Source organism: Streptosporangium sp. NPDC000396, assembly GCF_042898655.1.
GTDB lineage: Bacteria > Actinomycetota > Actinomycetes > Streptosporangiales > Streptosporangiaceae > Streptosporangium.
Window position 1 is genome coordinate 19,849 of record NZ_JBIAZA010000042.1, and the last position, 20,657, is coordinate 40,505.

The 20,657-nt window shown below is 70.8% G+C and carries 22 protein-coding genes; 10 read left to right on the forward strand and 12 right to left on the reverse strand.

Features of this window, described 5'->3' with window-relative positions; genetic code table 11:
- Position 1: 1 nt before the first annotated feature.
- Positions 2 to 1,408 carry a PLP-dependent aminotransferase family protein gene (locus tag ACFY2X_RS42360; RefSeq protein WP_389949516.1) on the reverse strand — a complete coding sequence of 469 codons (1,407 nt, stop codon included), beginning with the start codon at positions 1,406 to 1,408 and terminating at the stop codon, positions 2 to 4.
- Between the two features lie 104 nt (positions 1,409 to 1,512).
- On the opposite strand from ACFY2X_RS42360, the gene ACFY2X_RS42365 reads away from it, so the two are divergent.
- Positions 1,513 to 2,259, forward strand: coding sequence for a metallophosphoesterase (locus tag ACFY2X_RS42365; protein WP_389949518.1), 747 nt, complete (start codon positions 1,513 to 1,515; stop codon positions 2,257 to 2,259).
- A complete protein-coding gene (locus ACFY2X_RS42370; RefSeq protein ID WP_389949521.1) occupies positions 2,249 to 2,899 on the forward strand; it encodes an HAD family hydrolase in 651 nt (216 codons plus the stop codon). Before ACFY2X_RS42365 ends, ACFY2X_RS42370 begins: the two co-directional genes overlap by 11 nt.
- A 246-nt stretch (positions 2,900 to 3,145) precedes the next feature.
- Here ACFY2X_RS42370 and ACFY2X_RS42375 read toward each other — a convergent pair whose 3' ends face one another.
- Positions 3,146 to 3,799: a TetR/AcrR family transcriptional regulator gene (locus ACFY2X_RS42375; RefSeq protein ID WP_389949523.1), complete on the reverse strand. Its 654-nt coding sequence runs from the start codon at positions 3,797 to 3,799 to the stop codon at positions 3,146 to 3,148.
- Between the two features lie 74 nt (positions 3,800 to 3,873).
- Between ACFY2X_RS42375 and ACFY2X_RS42380 the strand changes: the two genes are divergently transcribed.
- The 5 genes from ACFY2X_RS42380 (at position 3,874) to ACFY2X_RS42400 (ending at position 7,440) form a co-directional block, all read left to right on the forward strand.
- Complete coding sequence (locus ACFY2X_RS42380; RefSeq protein WP_389949524.1) at positions 3,874 to 4,653, forward strand: ABC transporter ATP-binding protein; 780 nt, start codon at positions 3,874 to 3,876, stop codon at positions 4,651 to 4,653.
- A 15-nt stretch (positions 4,654 to 4,668) separates the two neighbouring features.
- Positions 4,669 to 5,421, forward strand: a complete 753-nt coding sequence (locus ACFY2X_RS42385) for an ABC transporter permease (RefSeq protein ID WP_389949527.1) — start codon at positions 4,669 to 4,671, stop codon at positions 5,419 to 5,421.
- Positions 5,422 to 5,570: 149 nt separating this feature from the next.
- Positions 5,571 to 6,293, forward strand: a complete 723-nt coding sequence (locus ACFY2X_RS42390) for a CPBP family intramembrane glutamic endopeptidase (protein ID WP_389949530.1) — start codon at positions 5,571 to 5,573, stop codon at positions 6,291 to 6,293.
- Positions 6,294 to 6,307: 14 nt separating this feature from the next.
- Positions 6,308 to 6,685 (forward strand): PadR family transcriptional regulator, encoded by a 378-nt coding sequence (locus ACFY2X_RS42395; protein ID WP_389949532.1) that lies wholly within the window; start codon positions 6,308 to 6,310, stop codon positions 6,683 to 6,685.
- Positions 6,682 to 7,440, forward strand: a complete 759-nt coding sequence (locus ACFY2X_RS42400) for a hypothetical protein (RefSeq protein WP_389949535.1) — start codon at positions 6,682 to 6,684, stop codon at positions 7,438 to 7,440. Before ACFY2X_RS42395 ends, ACFY2X_RS42400 begins: the two co-directional genes overlap by 4 nt.
- Positions 7,441 to 7,541: 101 nt before the next feature.
- On the opposite strand, the gene ACFY2X_RS42405 is transcribed toward ACFY2X_RS42400, so the two are convergent.
- Positions 7,542 to 8,312: an isocitrate lyase/phosphoenolpyruvate mutase family protein gene (locus ACFY2X_RS42405; protein ID WP_389949537.1), complete on the reverse strand. Its 771-nt coding sequence runs from the start codon at positions 8,310 to 8,312 to the stop codon at positions 7,542 to 7,544.
- Positions 8,312 to 9,166, reverse strand: a complete 855-nt coding sequence (locus ACFY2X_RS42410; protein WP_389949540.1) for a cytochrome P450 — start codon at positions 9,164 to 9,166, stop codon at positions 8,312 to 8,314. The genes ACFY2X_RS42405 and ACFY2X_RS42410 overlap by 1 nt, the downstream gene beginning before the upstream one ends.
- A gap of 65 nt (positions 9,167 to 9,231) precedes the next feature.
- Between ACFY2X_RS42410 and ACFY2X_RS42415 the strand changes: the two genes are divergently transcribed.
- The gene (locus ACFY2X_RS42415) at positions 9,232 to 9,975 is read left to right on the forward strand and encodes an ArsR/SmtB family transcription factor (protein WP_389949543.1); all 744 of its coding nucleotides are present in this window, start codon (positions 9,232 to 9,234) and stop codon (positions 9,973 to 9,975) included.
- Here ACFY2X_RS42415 and ACFY2X_RS42420 read toward each other — a convergent pair.
- Together ACFY2X_RS42420 and ACFY2X_RS42425 are read right to left on the reverse strand one after the other, a co-directional pair.
- Positions 9,950 to 12,169, reverse strand: coding sequence for an ATP-dependent RecD-like DNA helicase (locus ACFY2X_RS42420; RefSeq protein WP_389949545.1), 2,220 nt, complete (start codon positions 12,167 to 12,169; stop codon positions 9,950 to 9,952). The two genes, ACFY2X_RS42415 and ACFY2X_RS42420, sit on opposite strands and share 26 nt — an antisense overlap.
- Before the next feature lie 73 nt (positions 12,170 to 12,242).
- On the reverse strand, positions 12,243 to 12,920 hold the full coding sequence (locus tag ACFY2X_RS42425) for a hypothetical protein (protein WP_389949547.1): 678 nt from the start codon (positions 12,918 to 12,920) through the stop codon (positions 12,243 to 12,245).
- 412 nt (positions 12,921 to 13,332) lie between these two features.
- On the opposite strand from ACFY2X_RS42425, the gene ACFY2X_RS42430 reads away from it, so the two are divergent.
- The gene (locus ACFY2X_RS42430) at positions 13,333 to 14,883 is read left to right on the forward strand and encodes a hypothetical protein (protein WP_389949550.1); all 1,551 of its coding nucleotides are present in this window, start codon (positions 13,333 to 13,335) and stop codon (positions 14,881 to 14,883) included.
- A gap of 82 nt (positions 14,884 to 14,965) precedes the next feature.
- Here the strand turns inward: ACFY2X_RS42430 and ACFY2X_RS42435 are convergent, their stop codons facing one another.
- The 6 genes from ACFY2X_RS42435 to ACFY2X_RS42460 form a co-directional block, all read right to left on the reverse strand.
- On the reverse strand, positions 14,966 to 15,532 hold the full coding sequence (locus tag ACFY2X_RS42435; protein WP_389949556.1) for a hypothetical protein: 567 nt from the start codon (positions 15,530 to 15,532) through the stop codon (positions 14,966 to 14,968).
- Between the two features lie 50 nt (positions 15,533 to 15,582).
- A complete protein-coding gene (locus tag ACFY2X_RS42440; RefSeq protein WP_389949559.1) occupies positions 15,583 to 16,401 on the reverse strand; it encodes a 2OG-Fe(II) oxygenase in 819 nt (272 codons plus the stop codon).
- Positions 16,398 to 17,024 carry a methylated-DNA--[protein]-cysteine S-methyltransferase gene (locus ACFY2X_RS42445; protein ID WP_389949562.1) on the reverse strand — a complete coding sequence of 209 codons (627 nt, stop codon included), beginning with the start codon at positions 17,022 to 17,024 and terminating at the stop codon, positions 16,398 to 16,400. Before ACFY2X_RS42445 ends, ACFY2X_RS42440 begins: the two co-directional genes overlap by 4 nt.
- Positions 17,021 to 17,506 (reverse strand): RNA polymerase sigma factor, encoded by a 486-nt coding sequence (locus ACFY2X_RS42450; RefSeq protein WP_389949564.1) that lies wholly within the window; start codon positions 17,504 to 17,506, stop codon positions 17,021 to 17,023. Before ACFY2X_RS42450 ends, ACFY2X_RS42445 begins: the two co-directional genes overlap by 4 nt.
- A 138-nt stretch (positions 17,507 to 17,644) precedes the next feature.
- On the reverse strand, positions 17,645 to 19,090 hold the full coding sequence (locus ACFY2X_RS42455; protein ID WP_389949566.1) for an MDR family MFS transporter: 1,446 nt from the start codon (positions 19,088 to 19,090) through the stop codon (positions 17,645 to 17,647).
- 5 nt (positions 19,091 to 19,095) lie between these two features.
- Positions 19,096 to 20,040 (reverse strand): FAD-dependent oxidoreductase, encoded by a 945-nt coding sequence (locus tag ACFY2X_RS42460; protein ID WP_389949569.1) that lies wholly within the window; start codon positions 20,038 to 20,040, stop codon positions 19,096 to 19,098.
- Between the two features lie 62 nt (positions 20,041 to 20,102).
- Here ACFY2X_RS42460 and ACFY2X_RS42465 point away from each other — a divergent pair, with 62 nt between their 5' ends.
- Positions 20,103 to 20,531, forward strand: coding sequence for a MerR family transcriptional regulator (locus tag ACFY2X_RS42465; RefSeq protein ID WP_389949572.1), 429 nt, complete (start codon positions 20,103 to 20,105; stop codon positions 20,529 to 20,531).
- Positions 20,532 to 20,657 lie beyond the last annotated feature (126 nt).

Sequence of the window (20,657 nt, forward strand, 5' to 3'; positions counted from 1 at the left end):
GCTAGGAGGACAGCGCTGAGGCCAGAGCCACGGACAGGGCGTTAAGGGCGGCCGGGTACGCGCGCTCCGGCGGCGCCGCGAAGCCGATCAGGAGGCCCTCCGGGGATCCGGCGGGATCATGGTGGAGTTCGGCGAGACCGCGCAGCGCGATGCCGTGCCCGGCGCAGTGGTCCAGGAGTTCCCGCTCGGTCGGGCCGGCGGCGGGGATGGTGACGAGGGTGTGCAGCCCCGCGGGAACACCGTGGGCGGTGAGCCCCGCGATCATGGCGATGCGGTCGAGCAGAAGCGTGCGGCGGCGCCCGTAGCGCAGCCGGGTGGCGCGGATGTGACGGTCATAGGCATAAGTGGTGATCAGGTCGGCCAGGACCAGCTGGTTGAGGGTCTCGGTGTACTGGTCGGCCTCCTGCTTGGCCAGGACGACCTCCTGGAGCAGATGAGGCGGCAGGACCATCCAGGCCAGCCGCAGCGCGGGGCCGAGGGTCTTGGAGGCGGTGCCGCAGTAGACGGTGTGGCCGGGGGCCAGTCCCTGCAGAGCGCCGATGGGCTGCCGGTCGTAGCGGAACTCGCCGTCGTAGTCGTCCTCGACGAGCAGGCCGCCGGTGTCGCGGGCCCACGCGCACAGGGCCTGACGGCGGCTGGAATGCAGGGGGACGCCTGTCGGGTAGTGATGGGCGGGGGTGAGGAACACCGCCGAGGCGTCCGGCGCCAACGTCTCGACGCGGGCGCCGTGCGCATCGACCGGCAGGGCGACGGTGGTGAGCCCGGCGCGATGGATGACGTTCCTGAAGTGGTTGTGGCCGGGGTCTTCGACGGCCACCGTCCTGGCGTCGCGCGCGCCCAGCACGGCGGCGAGCAACCCCACGCTCTGGTAGTAGCCGGAGGTGATCACGATGCGATCGGGTGGGGCGATCACGCCGCGAGTGCGGCCGAGATAGTCGGCCAGCGCGCGGCGGAGTTCGATGCGGCCCTGCGGGTCTCCGGCCGCGAAGACCTCCGGCTGGGCGCCGGTGAGGACCCGGCGGGTGGACGCGAGCCAGGCGCGGGTCGGGAAGACGCTGACGTCCGGCTGTCCGGGACGAAGGTCGTAGCGGGCAGGCGGTGGCGTGGGGGCGGGCTGCGCGGCGGCCGGGGCGGAGCGCACCGGCAGCTCGGCCACCGTGGTGCCGGAGCCTGGGCGGGTGACCAGGAAACCCTCCGCGACCAGCTGGTCATAGGCGGCGGTGACGGTGCCGCGTGAGAGGCCGAGTTCACGGGCCAGCTCTCGGGTGGACGGCATGGGCGTCCTCGCGGGCAGTCGCCCCTCCCGGATGGCCGAGCGCAGGGCGGACTCCAGACCGGCCCGCCGCTTGGTGCCGGGTTCGATGCGGAGGTAGAGGTCGATCCCCGAACTGGCCCAAGAAAACGGCATAGAACTGGATCTTATCCATGATCCGGTTCCTCTCTAGACTCTGAGCACGTCAGCCCGGACGGGCGACGTCCCTCCTGTTCCATCCCGAAGGGACGCCCATATTGATGGTGATCGCCCACCTCAGCGACACGCACATCGACGACGGTGACCGCAGCATCGAGCGCACGGCAGCCGTCATGCGATACCTCGAAAACCTCCCCTACGACCTGGACGCGATCCTGATCACCGGGGACATCGCCGACCACGGCTCGCCCGCCGAGTACGAACTCGCCCGCGAGCTGTTCGTCTCCCGGCACCCGGTCCTGATGTGCCCGGGCAACCACGACGACCGCGCCGCGTTCCGCGAGCACCTGCTCGGGGAAGCGCCGTCGACCACGCCGATCAACCAGTCACTCCGCGCCGGCGACGCCGTCGTCGCGCTCTGCGACTCCTCGGTGCCGGGCAAGGACGAGGGCCTTCTGGAGGAGGCGACCACGGCGTGGCTGGCGGACCTGCTCGCCCGCACTCCGAGCACGACGCCGGTGCTGGTCGGGTTCCATCACCCGCCTGCCCTGCTGCACGAGCCCTTCATCGACGGCATCCGCCAGTTCGGGGCCGAACGGGTGGCGGCACTCGCGGACCGCCACGACAACATCGTGGCCTTCCTGTCCGGGCACGCGCACACGGCGGCGGTCACCACCTTCGCCGGGCGTCCCCTGCTGGTGGCACCCGGTGTGGTGTCCACGCTTCGTCTGCCCTGGGAGGACCGCGCCCACCCCAAGGACATCGTTCACCTGGACCAGCCACCCGCGCTCGCCTTCCACGTCCTGGACGACATGCGCTTGACCACCCATTACCGCAATGTCGTATAGCTTGGTGATCTTCGACAACGACGGGGTGCTGGTGGACAGCGAGCCCACGGCACATCGGGTGATGTCCGGCTACCTCACCGAGCTGGGGTATCCGACGACCCTGGACGAGTCCTTGCACCACTTCCTGGGAAACGCCGGGCGCAATGTGCACCGGGTGATCGCCGAACGGTACGGGGGCAGCCTGCCGGACGACTTCGCCACTCGGTGCCACGAGCGCGTCTTCGCCGCCTTCCGGCAGGGCCTGGCCGCCACGCCGGGTGCCGCCGAGGTCCTGGCCGAGTTACGCCGTCGCGGTATCCGCTACTGCCTCGCCTCCTCCTCCGACCACGCGTGGATCGAACTCGCCCTCGACCGGGCGGGGCTGAGCGGCCTGCTCCCCCGCGACGTGGTCTTCAGCGCCGAGGACGTCGGAGGCACGGGCAAGCCGGCGCCCGACGTCTTCCTGCACGCCGCGGCGACGCTCGGCGTCACCCCGCGCGACTGCCTGGTGGTCGAGGACAGTCCCAACGGGATCCTGGCCGCCCGCGCGGCAGGCATGGACGTGCTCGGCTACACCGCCCTGACACCGGCGGAGCGGCTCATCGGCGCGGGCGCCACCAACGTGATCTCCTCCCTGTCCGAGATCCTCGGCCATCTCTGAGAGGCCGTCGCGGACGTTGGCGCCGGCACGTTCGAGGACCGCCGGCAGCCGGCCGTCGAAGGGGCGCTCGGCGATGGGCAACTCGTGCAGCATGCGCAGCGTCCGGCATGCGCAGCGTCCGGCCCAGGACGGCGCCTATGTCGGCGGGCGCGGCGGCTTCCAGGCACGCGGGCGAGAGATGCGCCATAAGCGGGCGGCTTGCTCGTCATCAGGAGGGCGCTGAGCCCGGCGAACTTGCCCGAGTCGTCACCCTGAACTCGGCCGGCCCTCTCGGACAGCATAGGTGAGGACACGTTCGCCGAGCAGGTCCTCGACGACATCGAGGAGCTCCAGCACGGCCTCGGCGATCGCCTCGGGACTCTCCCCCGCCGCGGTGCGCTTGCCGATCTCGCCGTAGATCAGCGAGTGAAAGCAGCCGAGCTGAAAGGCCACCACGCGGGGCAGCGGGTCGTCCGGCGCGGCCCCGGTCTCCTCGGCGAGTTCGACGGCGAGCGCGTCGGTCATCTGCTGGCCGAGGTCCCCCAGCCGGGCGGTGAGCGTGGGGGCGGCCCGCATCATCTCGAAGACCCGGCCGAAGCCCTCGGTCAGCCCCAGCTTGCGGTCGCGGCGGTGCACCTCGTCACGCAGGTGGGCCAGCACCGCCCGTGCGGCGGACTCTCCGGGCGGGCGGTGCCGCACGATGTCGGCCAGCCGCCGTGGCGACGCCTCCTCCGGCGGCAGGACCAGGTCCTCCTTCGCCTGGAAGTAGTTGTAGACGGTGTTCACGGACACCTCGGCCGCCTCGGCGACCTCGGCGATCGTGACGTGCTCGAAGCCCCGCTCCACGAACAGGCCGGTGGCCACCTCGGAGATGCGCCGCCGCGTCTGCCGCTTCTTGCGTTCCCTCAGCCCCTCTGTCATGGCCAAAAGTCTAACCGAACAGCAAATTTTAAGTGGATTGCAATTTTGCAGTGCATTGTGTTTTTATCCGCAGTATGTCTTCACCAGTCATCCGCACCCAGGGGCTCACCCGGACGTTCCATCTCAGGGGCGGTCCGGTGCACGCGGTCCGAGGTATCGACCTGACCGTCGATCGCGGCGAGATCCTCGGCTTCCTCGGACCGAACGGGGCCGGGAAAACCACGACCATGCGCATGCTCGTCACCCTCCTGCCGCCCACCGGCGGCCGAGCGGAGATCGCCGGACATGACCTGCTCCGCGACCCGCTCGCCGTACGCCGGCGGATCGGCTACGTCGCCCAGTCCGGCGGCCTGGATCCCGCCTGCGGGGTGCGCGAAGAGTTGATCACGCAGGGGCGGCTGCACCGGCTGTCCAAGACCGAGGCGCGCGAGCGCGCCGAGGAACTGGCCCGCGACCTCGCGCTGGCAGACCTGATGGACCGTCCCACCGTCGCGCTCTCCGGCGGCCAGCGCCGTCGGCTCGAGATCGCCCTCGGCCTGGTCAACCGGCCCGAGGTGCTCTTCCTCGACGAGCCGACCACCGGGCTCGACCCCGGCAGCCGCGCCGAGCTGTGGAACCTGGTCCGGCACATCCGCGCCGAGTTCGGCACCACGGTGTTCCTCACCACGCACTACCTGGACGAGGCCGACGCGCTCGCCGACCGCATCGTCGTCGTGGACGCCGGGACGGTCGTCGCCGAGGGCTCCCCCACCGACCTCAAGAACCGCCATGCGGGCGATCCCGCCGCCAGCCTCCAGGACGCCTTCCTCGCCATCACCGGCCGGACCACGGCCGGCGAGCCCATCGCCATCTGACCTTCTGGATCTCCCATGACTCTGCTCACCGACACCGGTGTCATCTTCGCCCGGTACCTGCGCGCGACGCTTCGCTCGAAGACCAATCTCCTGTTCGGCATGCTCCAGCCACTGCTCTTCCTGGCGCTTTTCGGGCCGCTTCTGACCAGGCTCGACCTGGGCCTGGACGGCTCCTCCTGGCAGGCCCTGGTGCCTGGCGTACTCGTTCAGCTCGCCCTGCTCGGCGGTTCCTTCGTGGGGCTCGGCCTGCTGATGGACCGCAACCTCGGCGTCATCGACCGTATGCGGGTCACCCCGGTGCACCCCCTGGCGATGCTGCTCGGCCGTGTCCTGCGCGATGTGGTCCAGCTTCTGGCGCAGTCCGTCCTGCTCATTCTTCTCGGCGTCGCCTTCGGACTGCGTGCCCCGCTCACCGGGATCCTGATCGGCCTGCTGTTCATCGCCGCGCTCGCGGCGGCCCTGTCCGCCCTCTCCTATGGGCTGGCCATGAACATCGCGACGCCACCGGAGTTCGCCGCCATCGCCAACACGGCCGGGATGCCGCTCATGCTGCTGTCCGGCCTGCTGCTCCCGATGAGTCTCGCCCCCGGCTGGCTGAACGGCGCCTCCCTGGTCGTCCCGTTCCGCTACACGGTCGACGCCGTACGCCAGGTGTTCCTGGGCCATTACACCAACGGCGTCGTCGCCGTCGGTGTCGCCGTCACCCTGGCCACGGCGGCCCTCTGCCTGTTCGGCGGCGCCCGTCTCTTCCACCGCTCGAAGGACTAGCCCGATCCTCCAGCCCCGGCGTCCGGCCATGTGGCTGGGGTCGAAGGGGGCAGCCCGGAGCCGTCCCACATGCTCTCACCGCAATCTAGATTGCATACCTAACTAGGTTGTTCTACGGTTTAGGTAGCAGAGCACCCATGGAGGCTTCCATGTCATTCACCCCCTTGTCGCTCGTCCTGGTGGTCGTTCTCGTCGGCTACCTGGCCGTCGCCGCCCCCCTGATCGGCAAGCGCACATACGACCGGCTGGCCCGCATCCGCGACCAAGACCCCACGGCCTATCGCCGGATGTTCATGCTCTGGAGCGGCGAACTGTGGGTGCTGGCCGCCGCGGCACTGCTCATCGTCGCCGTGGAACCGAGCCTCGACGCCGCGAGCATCGGCCTGGTGATCAAGGAGCCGCTGAGCAACACGCTCGGCACGATCGTCGGCTTCCTGGTCGCCGCCACGGCGGGCGTGCTGGTCTTCCGGTGGCTGGCCGCCAAGGGCAAATCCGTCCCCGGCCAACAGGCCGTCCACCACCTGCTGCCGCGCACCGCGGCCGAGCGCTGGTACGCCGCGGGCCTGTCGGTGACCGCCGGCGTCACCGAGGAGATCATCTACCGGGGCCTGCTCATCGCGGTCGGCACGGGCGCGCTCGGCCTGAGCAAGGAGCTCGCGGCCTTCGGCGCGCTGGCGGTGTTCGTCGTCGGCCACCTCTACCAGGGCTGGCGCGGCATGCTCGCGGTCGCCCTGATCGGCTTCGGCCTGACCTCGCTCTACCTGAGGAGCGGCAGCCTGCTCCTGCCGATCCTGCTGCACGCGCTGATCGACCTTCGCGGCCTGGTGTTCACCCCGCAGCCGCGACGTGAGCTAGTCGGCCACGCGGGCTAGATAGGATCGCCAGCATGACGGGCGACCGACGCGCGAGCTGGCTCAAGGGCGTGCTCGACCTGCTGGTTCTCGCCAGCCTGACCGCTGGCGAGAACTATGGTTACGAGATCGCCAAAGACCTCGCCGCGTCGGGCCTCGGCCAGATCAAGGGCGGCACCCTCTACCCGGTGCTCAACCGGCTGGAGGAGGCGGGGCTGGTCACCGCCGAGTTCCGGGTGACCGAGCGCGGACCTGGCCGCCGCTACTACCGGCTCACCGACCAGGGCAGGCAGACGCTCGCCGAGCAGGGTGGGCTCTGGCTGGGCTTCGACGAGGCGGTGCGCGCCGTGCTGGCCAAGGGTCTCGCCGAGGCACCTCAGCCCGCGGGTTCGCGCGAAGGGAAACTCCGATGAGCGGCCACGCTGACGAGACCGCCGGAGGTTACTTCGACGAACTCGCCGTAGTTCTGACCGAGGCGGGCATGCCCGCCGACCGGGTCAGGGCCACGCTCGACGACCTCGCCGGCTACCTCGCCGAGAGCGGCGGCGATCCAGAGGAGGAGTTCGGCCCGGTGGCCGAGCTGGCCCGGGAACTGGCCGTCACCCCGGCGCCGCCCGCCGCGGACGCCCGCACCTGGTGCTGGACCGCCGACCTGTTCCACGACGTCAAGATGCTCAACGAGTACGGCGCCCAGGGCTGGGAGGTCGACAGGGTCGATGTGAAGGGCCTGTTCGTCAGCACCCGCGACCCCGAGCGCCCTCAGCAGTGGGAATATCGGAGGGAGCTGGTTCCGTCCGGCCGCCGCCAGAGCGTGCTCGACCTGCTCGCCCCCGACGGCTGGGAGCCGTGCGGCAGATGGGTGTGCTTCGAGTACTTCAAGCGGCCCAGGGCCGCCAGCGTAGGGCCCGCCGCGGAGCTGGCCGCTCCGCCGCGAACGCCGAGGCGCAACATCTTCCTCAGCCCGAAGTTCTACGCTTTGATCGCCGCCGTGCTGATGCTGACGGCGACGGTCTCGGTGCCGCTGCTACGAGTCACCAAAGCAGAGTTCGACGACTTCGACGGCAGCCTCGACACCATCTTGGGCCTGCTCACCGGAGCGGCCGTGGGCGTGCTGGTCGCGGTGGCCGTGATGTGGCTGGCTGCCCGAAGGCTCGGCAAGAGGGGCTGAACGCGAGCACGGAGTCCCGCCCGGTGCCTACTGCCGTCCTGCTGCCTCGGCGACCTGACGAGACCCCGGTCCACGCGGCAGAGTAGTCACCCGCTGTGACATCAGATACGCCAGAGCACCTCAACTTGCTCGTAGGACGGAATGTCGCCCGCGACGGGGCCGCCGTCGGCCACCCCCAGCGCCGTGGTGACGGCCGCCCGCAGCGCGGCCCGAAACAGCAGCGAGCCGTAGCTGATCCGCCGTACGCCCAGATCCGCCAGCCTCGCCACCGGCACCCCCGGCTGAATGAGCACGTTCAGCGGCACCACTGTCGCGCCGACCAGCGTCTCCAGGTCCCGTTCGGCGGTCGCGCCCGGCACGAACACCCCGTCGGCCCCCGCGTCGGCATACGCCTTCACCCGCCGTACGGCGGTGGCCAGGGCATCGGGAGCGCCCAGCCAGAACGGATCGGTGCGCGCGTTGACGAACAGGTCCGGAACCCGCTGCTTGATCACGCTGACCAGCTCCACCTGCTCGGCCGTCTCCGCCAGGTGGTGGCCCCGCCCATCCTCGATGTTGATCCCCGCGATCCCCGCGGCGGCCAGCTCCCCGGCCAGCTCGGCCACCTCGCCGGGCGAACCGCCGAACCCTGCCTCGATGTCGACCGTGACCGGGATGCCGAGCCGCGCAATGCTGTGGGCCAGGGCCACGGTCTCGGCCCGTGTCGCCTGTTCGGCATCCGGTTTGCCGGCAGCCGCCGCCACTCCCAGGCTCGTGGTCCCCACGGCCGCGAACCCGGCCGCCGCCAGCGCCGCGGCCGAGGCGTGATCCCACGCGTTCGGCAGCAGCAATGGCTTCTCCCCGTGATGCAGGGCCGTGAATCGTTCGAACATCACCCTCTCACCGCTTCCACCACTCCGGCCGCCAGCGCCAGCGCGACCGTTTGCCCCGGACAGGGCCGTAGCCCCGCCCCGAAAGTCAGGTGTTCCTGAGCGCGACCGGGCCGGAAACGGTCAGGATCGTCGAACACCTCCGGATCCCGGTTGGCCGCCGCCACGTCCAGCACCACGACCCCCGGCTCCGCTCCCGGAACCGCACCACCGCCCGCGGCCTCCGGTCGCGCCGCGGTACGGCGCAGCACCCGCACGGGCGGATCGTGCCGCAGCGTCTCGGCCAGCAGATCCTCCACCGGGCAGGGCGCGGCATCGGCCGCCAGCGCGTTGCGAATCAGCCCGGCCGTCGAGTCGCAAGCCTGGGCGAGCAGCCCGGCCAGTACGGCCAGCCGCTCCGGCTCCGGGTCGCCCAGCAGCCGCGACAGCCGTACCAGGCTTTCATCGGCCGCCACGATGTCCTGCTCGGACGGAAGGGGTGAAGCCGGGGAAGGCAGATAGACCGGCGCGATCGCCGCGACCGCCCGTGCCGCTCGCCGGACGTCCTCGGCGCGGACACCGAACGCGAGGGCCAGCACCTGCACCGGGACCAGCTCGGCCTCCCGAGGGTGTGAGGACGCCAGCCGGAACGCCTCGGCGCGCAGCACCCGCGTGTCCAGACCGGCGAGCACCTCCACCGCCGCGGCTCTGCGCGCGGCGTGCACGGGACCGTCGGCGAAACGGCTGACCGCGCCGCGCAGCCAGGCCACGGTCAGGGCGAAAGGAGGGCGGGGCGCGGGGACGACGGTCAGATCGGGGTCGGACAGCATTGCGCGCACCTCGTCGTGGTGGCTCACGACCCGGGGTTGGGAAGTCATGCCGTGAACGCTAGAGGCGGGACGCTTCGGTGCCGGCCGAAGTGTCGGCGGTCCATCATGGACAGATGACATCCACGACGCCGATTCCGCTGGCCACGCTGGCCGGACTGCTCGCCGACAGCACCCGCGCGCAATTCTGCCTGGCTCTGCTGGACGGGCGGGCCTGGACCGCCGGAGAGCTGGCCAAGCACGCCGGGGTCGCCGCCTCCACGGCCAGCGAGCACCTGTCACAGCTGGTGGAGGGAGGGCTGCTGGCCGAGGAACGCCAGGGGCGGCACCGCTACGTGCGCCTCGCCGGACCACGGGTGGCCCAGCTGATCGAGGACATGACCGCCCACGCCGACCGCGCCCACGCCCGCCCGCCGACGCTGCGCGCCGCCAGCGCCGCCAAGGCGATGGCGGCCGCCCGGACCTGCTACGACCATCTGGCGGGGCGGCTCGGCGTGACGATCACCGACGCGCTCACCACGCGAGGGCTGCTGCGCCAGGACACCGGCTTCGCGCTCAGCGACGACGGGCTGGCCTGGTTCGAGGCGGAGCTGCGGGCGACGCTGCCGCCTGCCACAGGCAAGCGTCCCCTGGCCCGGCCCTGCCTGGACTGGACCGAACGCCGCCATCACCTGGCGGGCACCGCCGGGGCCGTGCTGTGCGCGACCCTCCTGGAACGAGGGTGGGTCAGCAGGATCGGCTCCGGGCGCGCGCTTCGCGTCACCGAGCCCGGCCGCGAGGCCCTGGCCGGGCTGCTCGGCCTCGACGACCTTGTAGGCGAGCTCAGCGGCGAGGTCACGGCGAGCGCAGCCGGTGGGTGAGGCTGGTGTGGCGGCGCCCGGCGCCCCGGGTCCGCACCGCCTGCGCCAGCGCCCGCCGTGAGCCGACGATGACGACGAGCTTCTTGGCCCGGGTGATCGCGGTGTAGAGCAGGTTGCGCTGCAGCATCATCCACGCGCTGGTCGCCAGCGGGATGACCACCGCCGGGTATTCGCTGCCCTGGGAGCGGTGGATGGAGACCGCGTAGGCGTGGGCCAGCTCGTCCAGCTCGTCGAAGGCGTAGTCGACGTTCTCGTCCTCGTCGGTCAGCACGGTCAGCTTGTGATCGTCGGGCTTGATGTCGACCACCAGGCCCACGGTGCCGTTGAACACCCCCGCCGCGCCCTTCTCGTAGTTGTTGCGCAGCTGGGTGACCTTGTCGCCGACCCGGAACACCCGCCCTCCGTAGCGGCGCTCGGGCATGTTCTCCCGGGAGGGGGTCAGCGACTCCTGCAACGCGATGTTGAGGTTGCCCGCCCCCGCCGCGCCCCGGTGCATCGGCGCCAGCACCTGGACGTCCCGGCGCGGATTGAGACCGAACTTGCGCGGGATCCGGTTGGTCACCACGTCCACGGTCAGCGCCGCGATCTCCTCCGGCTCCTCGCACGGGAACAGGAAGAAGTCGGTCATCCCCTCCAGCGCCGGGGACAGGCCGTTGTTGACCCGGTGGGCGTTGGTGACCACGCCCGACTCCTGCGCCTGGCGGAAGATGTGTGTCAGCCGTACCCGGGGGATCTCCTCCTCGGCGGCCAGCAGGTCCCGCAGCACCTCCCCCGCGCCCACCGAGGGCAGCTGGTCCACATCCCCCACGAACAGCAGGTGCGTGCCCGGGGCGACGGCCTTGACCAGCTTGTTGGCCAGCAGCAGATCCAGCATCGAGGCCTCGTCCACCACCACCAGGTCGGCGTCCAGGGGATTGTCGCGGTCGAAGGTCGCGTCCCCGCCCGGCCGCAGCTGCAGCAGCCGGTGCACGGTGGTGGCCTCGTGACCGGTCAGCTCCGCGAGCCTCTTGGCCGCCCGGCCGGTGGGCGCGGCCAGAATCACCTTGGCCTTCTTGGCCCGGGCCAGGGTGACGATGGAACGCACGGTGAAGCTCTTGCCGCAGCCGGGGCCGCCGGTCAGCACCGCCACCTTCTCGGTCAACGCCAGCCGTACGGCCTGAGCCTGCTCGGCGGCGAGCTCGGCACCGGTCTGCTTGCGAAGCCACGCGAGGGCCACGTCCCAGTCGACGGACCCGAAGACGCCCAGCCGGTCGTGCCCGGAGCGCAGCAACCCGCGCAGCGAACCCGCCAGAGACAGCTCGGCGCGGTGGAAGGGAACCAGGTAGACGGCGGGAACGGTGCCGTCGCCGACCGGGACCTCCTCGCGCACCACGCCCTCTTCGGCGACGAGCTCCTCCAGGCACTGTACGGTCAGCTCGGCCGGGACCTCCAGGATCTTCACCGCGTCGCCGACGAGGTTGGGCGCGGGCAGGTAGCAGTGGCCGTCGTCGGCGGCCTGGGACAGGGTGTAGCGCAGTCCCGCCTTGACCCGCTCGGGGCTGTCATGGGGGATGCCGACGGCCTGGGCGATGGTGTCGGCGGTCTTGAAGCCGATTCCCCACACGTCGTCGGCCAGCCGGTACGGCTCGCTCTTGACGACCGAGATCGAGGCGTCGCCGTACTGTTTGAAGATCCGCACCGCGATGGAGGTGGACACCCCGACCCCCTGCAGGAAGATCATCACTTCCTTGATGACCTTCTGCTCCTCCCAGGCGGCGGCGATCATCTTGGTCCGCTTGGGGCCGAGCCCGGGGACCTCGACCAGCCGCTCGGGGGTGGTCTCGATGATCTCGAGGGTGTCGACGCCGAAGTGGTCCACGATCCGCTCGGCCATCTTCGGCCCGATGCCCTTGATCAGCCCGGAGCCGAGATAGCGCTGGATGCCCTGGACGGTCGCGGGCAGCACGGTGGCGTAGGACCACACCTCGAACTGCTTGCCGTAGCGCGGATGGGAGGTCCACCGCCCTGTCAGCCGCAGCGACTCACCGGGCTGGGCGCCCAGCAGCGGCCCGACCACGGTCAGCAGCTCGCTGCCCGAGCGCTCGGTGGCCACCCTGGCGATGGTGTATCCGGTTTCCTCGTTGGCGTAGGTGATGCGCTCAAGCACGGCTTCCAGCACGGTGCCGGGAGGACGTTGCGCCGGAGGAGTGGTCATGCCGGGTATTGTGCCGCAGATCGGGGCTGTCTTCCTCCCGACCCCACGGCCCGTCTCCAGCCGCCTGCCGTGATCACAGCGGGCGGATCGTCTCACCGATCTGGTCGAACAGCTGCTGCCTGTCGTCCTTGTCGGTGCTGAGCGTGACCGTGCAGGTCGTGTCCGAGGTCGGTACGTAGAACTGCGTGCCCTTGACCGTCAAGTTACCGGCCGGGAGCGTGTAGACGATCCGCGCCGCCTCGCTACCGGCGATCCGCACCGGGGCCGCCTCGGAGACCTTGGCGCCGAGCTGCTCCAGCTCCTTCGAGGCGGAGCCGATCAGCTGCTCGATCGAGGAGCTCGCGCCGGACTGGCAGTAGGCGTTGAGGTTGGTGGTGAACCTGTGGGGCGATGTCTTCATCGACTCGGGGTCGAACGCCCAGATGGCGTTGTTGGCCGCCAGGATCTGCAGGCTCTCCTTGGCGCGCTTCATCGCCTCCCCCGACAGGCCGCTGCGCCTCAGGCCCTCGTCGAGGTCGTCCTTGGTCAGGTCGAGCGCGACCCATTCGCGGGGGACGGCGACGGTGAGCCCGTTGGCCTCGCTGCCGACTCGTTTGAAGTCGTCGGCCGGGGCGGTGGGCTGGCTGGGTTCCCCCGTGGGAGTGCTCGCGACCTTGATGAGGCCGCCGATGACGGAGCCGCTGCTCCCGCAGGCCGTGGCCAGCGTCAGGCACAGCACGCTCGCGGCCACGATGTAGTAGCGCTTGGACACCAGACTGCCCTCCTGTTGGATCTTGCGCGGGCCCGGTGCCGATATGGCCCCGGAACCTGCCGGGCGAAGTGCACCGCAGAGGACCTCCTATGCCGGAGTCGTCTTTCTTTCCGGTGGCATGTGGCGAACCGGTCATGACACCTGGTGTTCTCTCATGGCCGCATGCCCGCCTGGCCGGTCATGGCAGCGGAGCGGGGCGCCGGATGAGCCCCGCATGATCCTATTTTCGCAGGTGGGCGTCGGGTGCCTGGCGGGCGGGGTTCTGCCAGGCACCTTCGGCCCGCGCCACCGGTGGTGGCCGGCCCGAACATTCCGGGTCTTCCCAGCGTCGAAACAGGGCGGTATGACAAGGGCGGCGCCGGAGGTGCCGGGGGCGGCGTCAGTCACCGGACGTTTCAACGGGGAGATCATCATGACCGTGCGAGTGATCATCGAGGCAGTCGGCCAGGCGGGGCTCTCGGCCGAGCGGATGCGGCAGGTGGCGGGGACCCACCCCGCCGTTCTCGCTCACCTGGAGACCACCGACGCCCAGCGACTGATCGTGGGAGCCGCCACTGCCCTCGGACACGACCCGGACGAGCGGGCGCAGTTCCGGGCGAGCGTGTTCGACCCGCTCTCCAACCGGGGAGTGGAGCTGCGTGGCACCCTTGACCGGCCCGAGGAGGCGCAGGTGTCACCCAGCGCCTACCGGCCCAATCCCCGGCCGGAGGAGCTCAGGGCCGCCGCGGCGATCCTGCGGGCCGACGAAGGCTTCCCCGAGGGGAGCGATGTGCTGATCTACCAGCCGATGCCGCCGCTGGCCGACCTGGAGAACCCCGACGGCACCACCACCCGCCGCCCCACCCTGGGCGTCTACGACCCCGCCGGCACGCCCAGGCACCAGATCGTCGCCGTCGACGTCGCCGCCGGCAGCATCGACTGGTCCCCGGCGGGGGTGAGCGTCGCGATGCACCCGGGCGACTGCGAGTCCCATCTGCCCGAGGGGGTCGAGAGCCTGCGCGATCGCGGAGGGCCGGACCAGGTACGGCTGCGCGTGGTCGACGGCACCACCGAGCTGTGGAACATGATCGTGGTACGGCCCCGCGCGTCGGCGCCCAGCGACCCCGGCGACGGCTCGGGGGTGGAGCTGCGGGAGGTGCGCTACCGGGGCAGGCTCGTGCTGCGTCAGGCACACGTGCCGATCCTCAACGTCCAGTACGAGGAGGACGGCGTCACCTTCCGCGACTGGCAGAACCAGGAGACCCGCTTTTCGGCCACCGGCACCGACCCGGTGGGCTGGGGCTGGCGGATCTGCACGCAGCCGCCCAGGACCATCCTGGAGCGGCCCGACAACGACGCCGGCAACTTTCAGGGCGTGGCTTTCCACTACGCCGACGGTGAGCTGCGGATCGTCAGCGAGCTGGCCGCCGGCTGGTACCGGTACGTGTCGGAGTGGCGTCTGGCCGAAGACGGCACGATCAGGCCGCGCTTCGGCTTCGCCGGGGTGCGCAACCCCCGCACCTGCATGCGTCACCGCCACCACGTCTACTGGCGCTTCGACTTCGACGTCGAGGGGTCGGCGAACGACGTGATCGAGCAGTTCAACGACACCGGCTCGACCATCCCCGAGTCGGTGCCGATCGTGCAGGAGGTCGCCCGCAAGCGGCGCCATCCCGCCCGGTTCTGGCAGGTGACCGACAAGTCCAGCGGCCGCGGCTACCAGATCCACCCCGGCGAGCACGACAACACCAGCGACCCCTACGGCGTCGCCGACCTGTGGTTCCTGCGCCACCACCCGGCCGAGCTGTACGACGGCAACCCCGGCACCGACAACCGGGCGATGCTGAACCGGTTCGTCAACGGGGAGAGCGTCAGCGGCACCAACGTCGTCGTCTGGTACGCCGGGCACTTCCGGCACGACCAGAACGAGCCCGGTGAGCACCAGGGGCACATCGTCGGCCCGGACCTGATCCCGGTCCGCTGATCCGGTGGGGGCGGGCGTGGCCGCCCCCACCGTTTCCCTCACTGTTTCCCCGCCACGGGCCCCTGCCGGGTGGCCCGCTCCGTCATCGGAAGCTCTCGTCCTGACGCGGGTAGTAGGTGATCAGGCCGCGGCCGATCCGCCACACGCCGCCGTCCGCCGACGCCCCGCACATGCCGTCCAGCGTCCCGGGCCCGGCCAGTTCCACGACGCGCACGTCGCCGACGCAGGCCAGCCCGTACGTCCGCCGCGGGTCCCAGCCGGTGCTGTGCCGGAGCCGGCGGCTCATCTGCGCCCAGCCCAGCGCCGCACCGGTCACCACCCACGCGTCGGGGTCGCCCGCGGCGAAACGCCGTGCCGGGCGCAGCCAGGACGCCGCCTCCTCGGGCCAGTCGACGACCGCCAGCACGTTCCCGCCCGCCGACTCCCATGACCGGGCGAACGCCCATGCCGCGTCCCGGAACACGGTGTCGCGCCCGTGACCGATCGTGATCGTCTCGATCCGCGGCCGGGCCTCGGCGAGCAGATCTGTCAGTGCCGCCAGCTCCGCGGGGGTGGGCCGGGACGGTTGCACCGGGACGGCCGTCCCGGTGCCGAGGGCGCGGCGGATCAGGGGTGAGCGCGACCGGCCGGTTTCCCTCGTCACGATCATGTCGGGTTCCTCCTCGCGTCGTGTTCGGGCCGTGGTGTCGTGGGACGCCTTCAGGAGGCGTCGTGGAACACCAGGCCCAGGGTGTGGCGGATCCCCCGGCGCACAGTGCTGACCCCGTGCCGCACCGGGGAGGCCGACCAGCCGCGTGCGGACTCCACCGGCCGGTCACGGGTGGTGAAGACCAGGGCGTGGCCCTGCCTCAGCAGCGTCGCCGTTCCCCGGGACTGGGCCCGAGGCCGCTGCTCGACCAGCAGGAACTCCCCGCCGTCGTGATCCACGCCGGGCTCGTCCAGCCCGATGACGACCTGAAGCGGGAACACCAGGTCCCCGTACAGGTCCCGGTGCAGCGCGTTCCAGTCTCCGGCCCGGTAGCGCAGCAGGATCGGTGTCGGCTTGACCTGACCCGCCGCGTGGCACATCGCCAGCCATTCGTCCAGGCTGTCGGGCCATGGCGCGGGCCTGCCCAGCTTGCGGGCCCAGTCGCGGGCGATCGGCAGAAGGCGGGGATAGAACGCCTCGCGCAGCTCGGCCACCAGTTCGGGGAACGGGCTGGCGAAGTAGCGGTACTGCCCGGACCCGAACCGGTAGCGGGCCATGTCGATGGTGGAGCGGAAGCGCCCGGTCTGCTCGTACAGCCCGGAGATGCTCGCGCATTCGGCGCGGCTCAGGATCTGCGGCGTCATCGCGCACCCGTAGGCGTTGACCTCCTCGGTCATGGATCGCCAGTCGACCTGGCCCACCCGGGTGGCGGGGCCGGCCGTCAGATCCACCTCGGTCCCCTCCCCCTCCGCGGCCATGACCTTGATGGCCTCCGTGGCCTCGGTGGCCCAGGGAAGCGGTGTGTTGCCGTCCAGGTTCATGCTTCTCATGCCGCGGCCTCCAGGCTCAGCAGGGTCTTCTTGGCCTCGACGCCGCCGACGTACTGGCCGATGCTCCCGTCGCTGCGCACCACGCGATGGCAGGGCACGACGACCGGCAGGGGGTTGGTCGCGCAGGCCGTGCCGACGGCGCGCACCGCCTTCGGGCTGCCGGCGGCGGCGGCGACGGCCGCGTAGCTGGCGGTCGTGCCGTAGCCGATCTCGGTCAGATGGGACAGGACGGTACGGCGGAAGCCGTTCGAGAGCCGGAAGTCCAGCGGAAGGTCGAACAGGTTGCGCCGGCCGGCGAAATACTCCTCGATCTCCCTGGCGGCCGGATCCAGCCGGGCCGGGGCGCGCAGCACCCGGGGGCTGACGCTGCCCGCGAGCTCCTCCAGGACCTTGTCATGGTCCTCGCGGTCGTAAGCCACGCGGACCAGCCCCTTCTCGGTCGCGGCCAGCAGCAGCGTGCCGACGGGGGTGTCAAGGGTGCGGTAGGCGACGTCGAGGATCCCGGCCTCGTTCGCGGCCAGCGCGAGACGGGCATGCAGGCGGCGAAGGGTTTCCTCGTCGATACCGGGGAGTTCGGCGAACAGGTCGCCGGCGTCATCGGGGATCCGGCGTGCGGTCATCATCGGGCTTCTCCTTTCCGGTAGGTCTTTCGCAGTGCGGCGATGCCGTCGGCGGCCGCCCTTCTGGCCGCGTCCGCGCTTCCCCCCACCACCTCGGCCACCTCCGCGTACGGCAGGCCCGCCAGGTAGTGGTAGGCGATGGTCTCGCGTTGCTTGAGCGGCAGGTCCTTGAGCGCTGCGAACAGGTCGGACTCCCAGCCGCCGGGCACCCCGTCCCCGCTCGGCACCTCCGGCAGGTCATCGGTGGGCACCGCCCGCCGGGACTCGGCGCGCAACTGGTCGATGGACTTGCGGTGGGCGATCGTGACCAGCCACGCTTCGACGTTGCTGTCAGGGCGAAGGTCCGGATAGGCCTGCATCGCCGACAGGAACGTCTCCGACCAGGCGTCCTCGGCAGCGGCCGTGTGACCCAGGACGGCGCGGCACACGCGCAGCACCGTCGGCCCGTACCGGGCCACGATCACTTCGAAGGGTTGCTGTCTCACATCAGGTAAACGTCATGGACCGGCCGGATGTGAGATGCCCATCCCAAAAAAGTTGTTCTTGCCCGGGCCGACGGGACGTCTCCCGGCTGAGCAGGAACTTTCCGCCGGCCAGGCGGCAGGCCGTCCGCCGGTGAGAAATCAGCCTGACCGGCCGGAGGCTCCTGATACGGGGTGATTGACCGTCCGAGGCAGCAAGGCCATCAGCGTCGTCAGGATGACGGCGGCCGGTATGCCCCAGAAGAGGATGTCGGGAATGGCCGCGGCGGTCGCCTCCGGACTCGGGGTGTGGCCCTGGAGCTCTCGGGCGAGGAGGTTGCCGAAGACCGCCACGCCGAGCGAGAGGCCCAGCCCGCGGACGGACATGGCGGCGGAGGTGGTCGCGGCCAGATCCGCAGGGGAGGCAGCGTTCTGCGCGACCACCACGAGGTTCTGCATCAGCAGCCCGAAGCCGATGCCCAGCACGCCGATCTCCACCGCGAGCAGGGCGTAGGCGGTGCCGGGATCGAGACGGCTCAGCAGTGTGAAGCCCAGCACCACGATCACCGAGCCGGCGAGCAGGTAAGGCTTGAACCGGCCACTGGCACCGATGCGGGCACCGGCGATGGAGGAGACCGCCATGAACGTCAGGACGTACGGATTGAGCGCCAAGCCCGCCTGCGTGGCCCCCATGCCATACACGGCCTGCAGATAGGTGGGCAGGTAGACGATCGATCCGCCGAGCAGCGCGCCGAGCAGCGCGGTGGCGGGAAGCGCGACGCGCAGTGCGGGATCGGCGAACAGCCGCAGCGGCAGCAGCGGGTTCGTCGCGCGTCGTTCCCGCCAGACGAACAGGGCGAGCAGTACGGCGAAGGCTCCGATCAACGTGAGGATCACGCCGGAGGTCCATGTGTAGGCTCGGCCGCCCCATTCGGCCACCAGCAGCAGGTCCACGATCGCGCCCGCGATCAGTACGGCTCCCGCCAGGTCGACCTTGCCGTCCCCGCCGGGTTTGGGCAGCCGCAGCGCGAACGCGGTGAGCACCACGCTGAGCAGGCCGAGCGGCAGGTTGATGTAGAAGATCCAGCGCCAGCCCCAGGCGTCGGTGATCGCGCCGCCGGCGAGCGGGCCGCCCACGCTGGCGAGTGCGAAGACGCCACCGGTGAAACCCTGGACCCTGCTGCGCAGATGCTGCGGGTACAGCTCCGACAGCGCGATCGTGGGCAGCACGAACAGCGCGCCCGCGCCGATTCCCTGCACGGTTCTTGCGATGATCAGCTGGGGCATCGTCTGTGCCAGGCCGCACAGCGCCGAGCCCGCGACGAAGACGGCGATCGCGGTGATGAAGACCGTGCGCCGGCCGAACCGGTCGCTGATACGTCCGTAGAGCGCGCCGGTCGCGGTCGAGGCCAGTACGTAGGAGGTGACGATCCAGCTGATCGCGTCCATGCCGCCCAGGTCGGCGGCGATGTCGGGCAGGGCGATGGCCACCACCGTCTGGTCCAGGACCGACAGCAGCATGCCGATCAGGAGGCCGGCCGTGGCGAGTGGTACGTTGCCCGCCCTCGGCGGTGCGCTGGAGGTGGTCTGCGCGAGATCTGCGGACACGGCGCTCAGCCCCTTTCCTGCGCGAACGGACTGGGCAGGTCGAAGTCGGCGCACAGCAGATCCTGGTCGATGACCGAGCCGGCGACGGTGCCGCTCGCCGCGGCGGCGATCACGGCGGCGAGCGGCACCGGCACGGTGGCCCGCCGCGCCATGTCACCCGCCGCGTACACCCCCGGAACGCTGGTCTGGCCGAACTCGTTCACCTCCACGCACCCGTCGGCGAAGCAGGCGCAGCCGAGGCGGGCGGCCAGGTCAGAGCGCTGGCGCGGCACGTTGACGACGAATGCCGCATCTCTCGCCAGCGGCGGGCCGCTCTCGAAGACGATTTGCTCCAACTGCCCGCCTGTCCCCTCCAGGCGGGCGACGGCCTCACAGCGCACGGTGACACCGTTCGATTCCAGCGTGGCGCGCGACGCCGGGTCGAGCGGTCCGCCGCCGGTGCAGAGCGTGACATCGGCGGCGAAGCGGCTCAGCTGCAGCGCCAGCCGTACCCGGGCCGGGTTTGCGCCGATCACCGCGACCTGCTTGCCGGTGCACTCATAGCCGTGGCAGTAGGGACAGTGGAAGGCGGACCGGCCCCACAGCGCCTCCACCCCGCGCGGGCCGGGAAGCTCGTCGGCCAGCCCGGTGGCCAGCAGGAGCCGCCGCGCCTCCGCCGCACCGCCATGGGACAGTTCCACGCGGAAGCCGTCCCCGTCCAGGACGCGCACGCCGCTGACCGTTCCGGCCCGCACCTCGACCGACGGATAAGCGGCCAGTTCCTCGCGGCCGAGCTCGCGCAGCTCGGCGGGCGGCGTGCCGTCCCGGGTCAGGAAGTTGTGCACTTGCGCGGCTGGGGCGTTGCGACCCTGCCCGGCGTCGAGCAGGAGCACCGTACGGTGGACCCGCCCCAGGGTCAAGGTTGCGGCCATGCCGGCCGGGCCTGCGCCGACTATGACGGCGTCGAACATGTTTGCCTCCGATAAAGCGGTGATCGCTTGACGTGGAGACAACTCTGCAAGTTAATGTCAACATGAAGTCAAGCGAGCACATGCAGATCGGAGAAGTGGCCGAGCGGTTCGATCTCGCACCGCACGTGCTGCGCCACTGGGAGGCCATGGGTCTGCTGACTCCGGCCACCAGGGTGAGCGGCCGCCGCCGCTACACCCGCGACCACCTCGTGCGCGTCCTGACGATCATCCGTGCCAAGGCGGCGGGGATGAGCCTGGAGCAGATCCGGGAGATGCTCAGCGTCCCCGGCCAGGCCGAACGCCAGGCGCTCCTCCGGCGCCACCACGCCGAGCTGGAGCACCGACTCCAGGAGATAACGGCGTCCAAGGCGCTGATCGAGCACCTCATGCAGTGCACGGCCGACGACTTCACCCAGTGCCCCAACTACCGGCGCATAGTGGAAGGCGAGGCCGGACCCCACGACCACCGCGAAGGCGGGTGCGTGACCTGAACAGCACCCCTGCCCCCGATCAAGCCGAGCGCGACGCGGCGGCGCCGGGTGAGCTCTGTAGTACTGACGTGGCCTAACCTCCTCGGGTATATCCGGTGACAAGATCTTTAACGACAGGCCTACTCC

Bases quoted from the DNA above. Each gene is read 5' to 3' on its own strand.
- ACFY2X_RS42400 (WP_389949535.1), top strand. From the start codon at position 6,682: ATGAGCGGCCACGCTGACGAGACCGCCGGAGGTTACTTCGACGAACTC.
- ACFY2X_RS42360 (WP_389949516.1), bottom strand. From the start codon at position 1,408: ATGCCGTTTTCTTGGGCCAGTTCGGGGATCGACCTCTACCTCCGCATC.
- ACFY2X_RS42420 (WP_389949545.1), bottom strand. From the start codon at position 12,169: ATGACCACTCCTCCGGCGCAACGTCCTCCCGGCACCGTGCTGGAAGCC.
- ACFY2X_RS42390 (WP_389949530.1), top strand. From the start codon at position 5,571: ATGTCATTCACCCCCTTGTCGCTCGTCCTGGTGGTCGTTCTCGTCGGC.
- ACFY2X_RS42375 (WP_389949523.1), bottom strand. From the start codon at position 3,799: ATGACAGAGGGGCTGAGGGAACGCAAGAAGCGGCAGACGCGGCGGCGC.
- ACFY2X_RS42430 (WP_389949550.1), top strand. From the start codon at position 13,333: ATGACCGTGCGAGTGATCATCGAGGCAGTCGGCCAGGCGGGGCTCTCG.
- ACFY2X_RS42370 (WP_389949521.1), top strand. From the start codon at position 2,249: ATGTCGTATAGCTTGGTGATCTTCGACAACGACGGGGTGCTGGTGGAC.
- ACFY2X_RS42445 (WP_389949562.1), bottom strand. From the start codon at position 17,024: ATGATGACCGCACGCCGGATCCCCGATGACGCCGGCGACCTGTTCGCC.
- ACFY2X_RS42380 (WP_389949524.1), top strand. From the start codon at position 3,874: ATGTCTTCACCAGTCATCCGCACCCAGGGGCTCACCCGGACGTTCCAT.
- ACFY2X_RS42395 (WP_389949532.1), top strand. From the start codon at position 6,308: ATGACGGGCGACCGACGCGCGAGCTGGCTCAAGGGCGTGCTCGACCTG.
- ACFY2X_RS42460 (WP_389949569.1), bottom strand. From the start codon at position 20,040: ATGTTCGACGCCGTCATAGTCGGCGCAGGCCCGGCCGGCATGGCCGCA.
- ACFY2X_RS42465 (WP_389949572.1), top strand. From the start codon at position 20,103: ATGAAGTCAAGCGAGCACATGCAGATCGGAGAAGTGGCCGAGCGGTTC.
- ACFY2X_RS42410 (WP_389949540.1), bottom strand. From the start codon at position 9,166: ATGACTTCCCAACCCCGGGTCGTGAGCCACCACGACGAGGTGCGCGCA.
- ACFY2X_RS42435 (WP_389949556.1), bottom strand. From the start codon at position 15,532: ATGATCGTGACGAGGGAAACCGGCCGGTCGCGCTCACCCCTGATCCGC.
- ACFY2X_RS42405 (WP_389949537.1), bottom strand. From the start codon at position 8,312: ATGTTCGAACGATTCACGGCCCTGCATCACGGGGAGAAGCCATTGCTG.
- ACFY2X_RS42385 (WP_389949527.1), top strand. From the start codon at position 4,669: ATGACTCTGCTCACCGACACCGGTGTCATCTTCGCCCGGTACCTGCGC.
- ACFY2X_RS42440 (WP_389949559.1), bottom strand. From the start codon at position 16,401: ATGAGAAGCATGAACCTGGACGGCAACACACCGCTTCCCTGGGCCACC.
- ACFY2X_RS42365 (WP_389949518.1), top strand. From the start codon at position 1,513: ATGGTGATCGCCCACCTCAGCGACACGCACATCGACGACGGTGACCGC.
- ACFY2X_RS42415 (WP_389949543.1), top strand. From the start codon at position 9,232: ATGACATCCACGACGCCGATTCCGCTGGCCACGCTGGCCGGACTGCTC.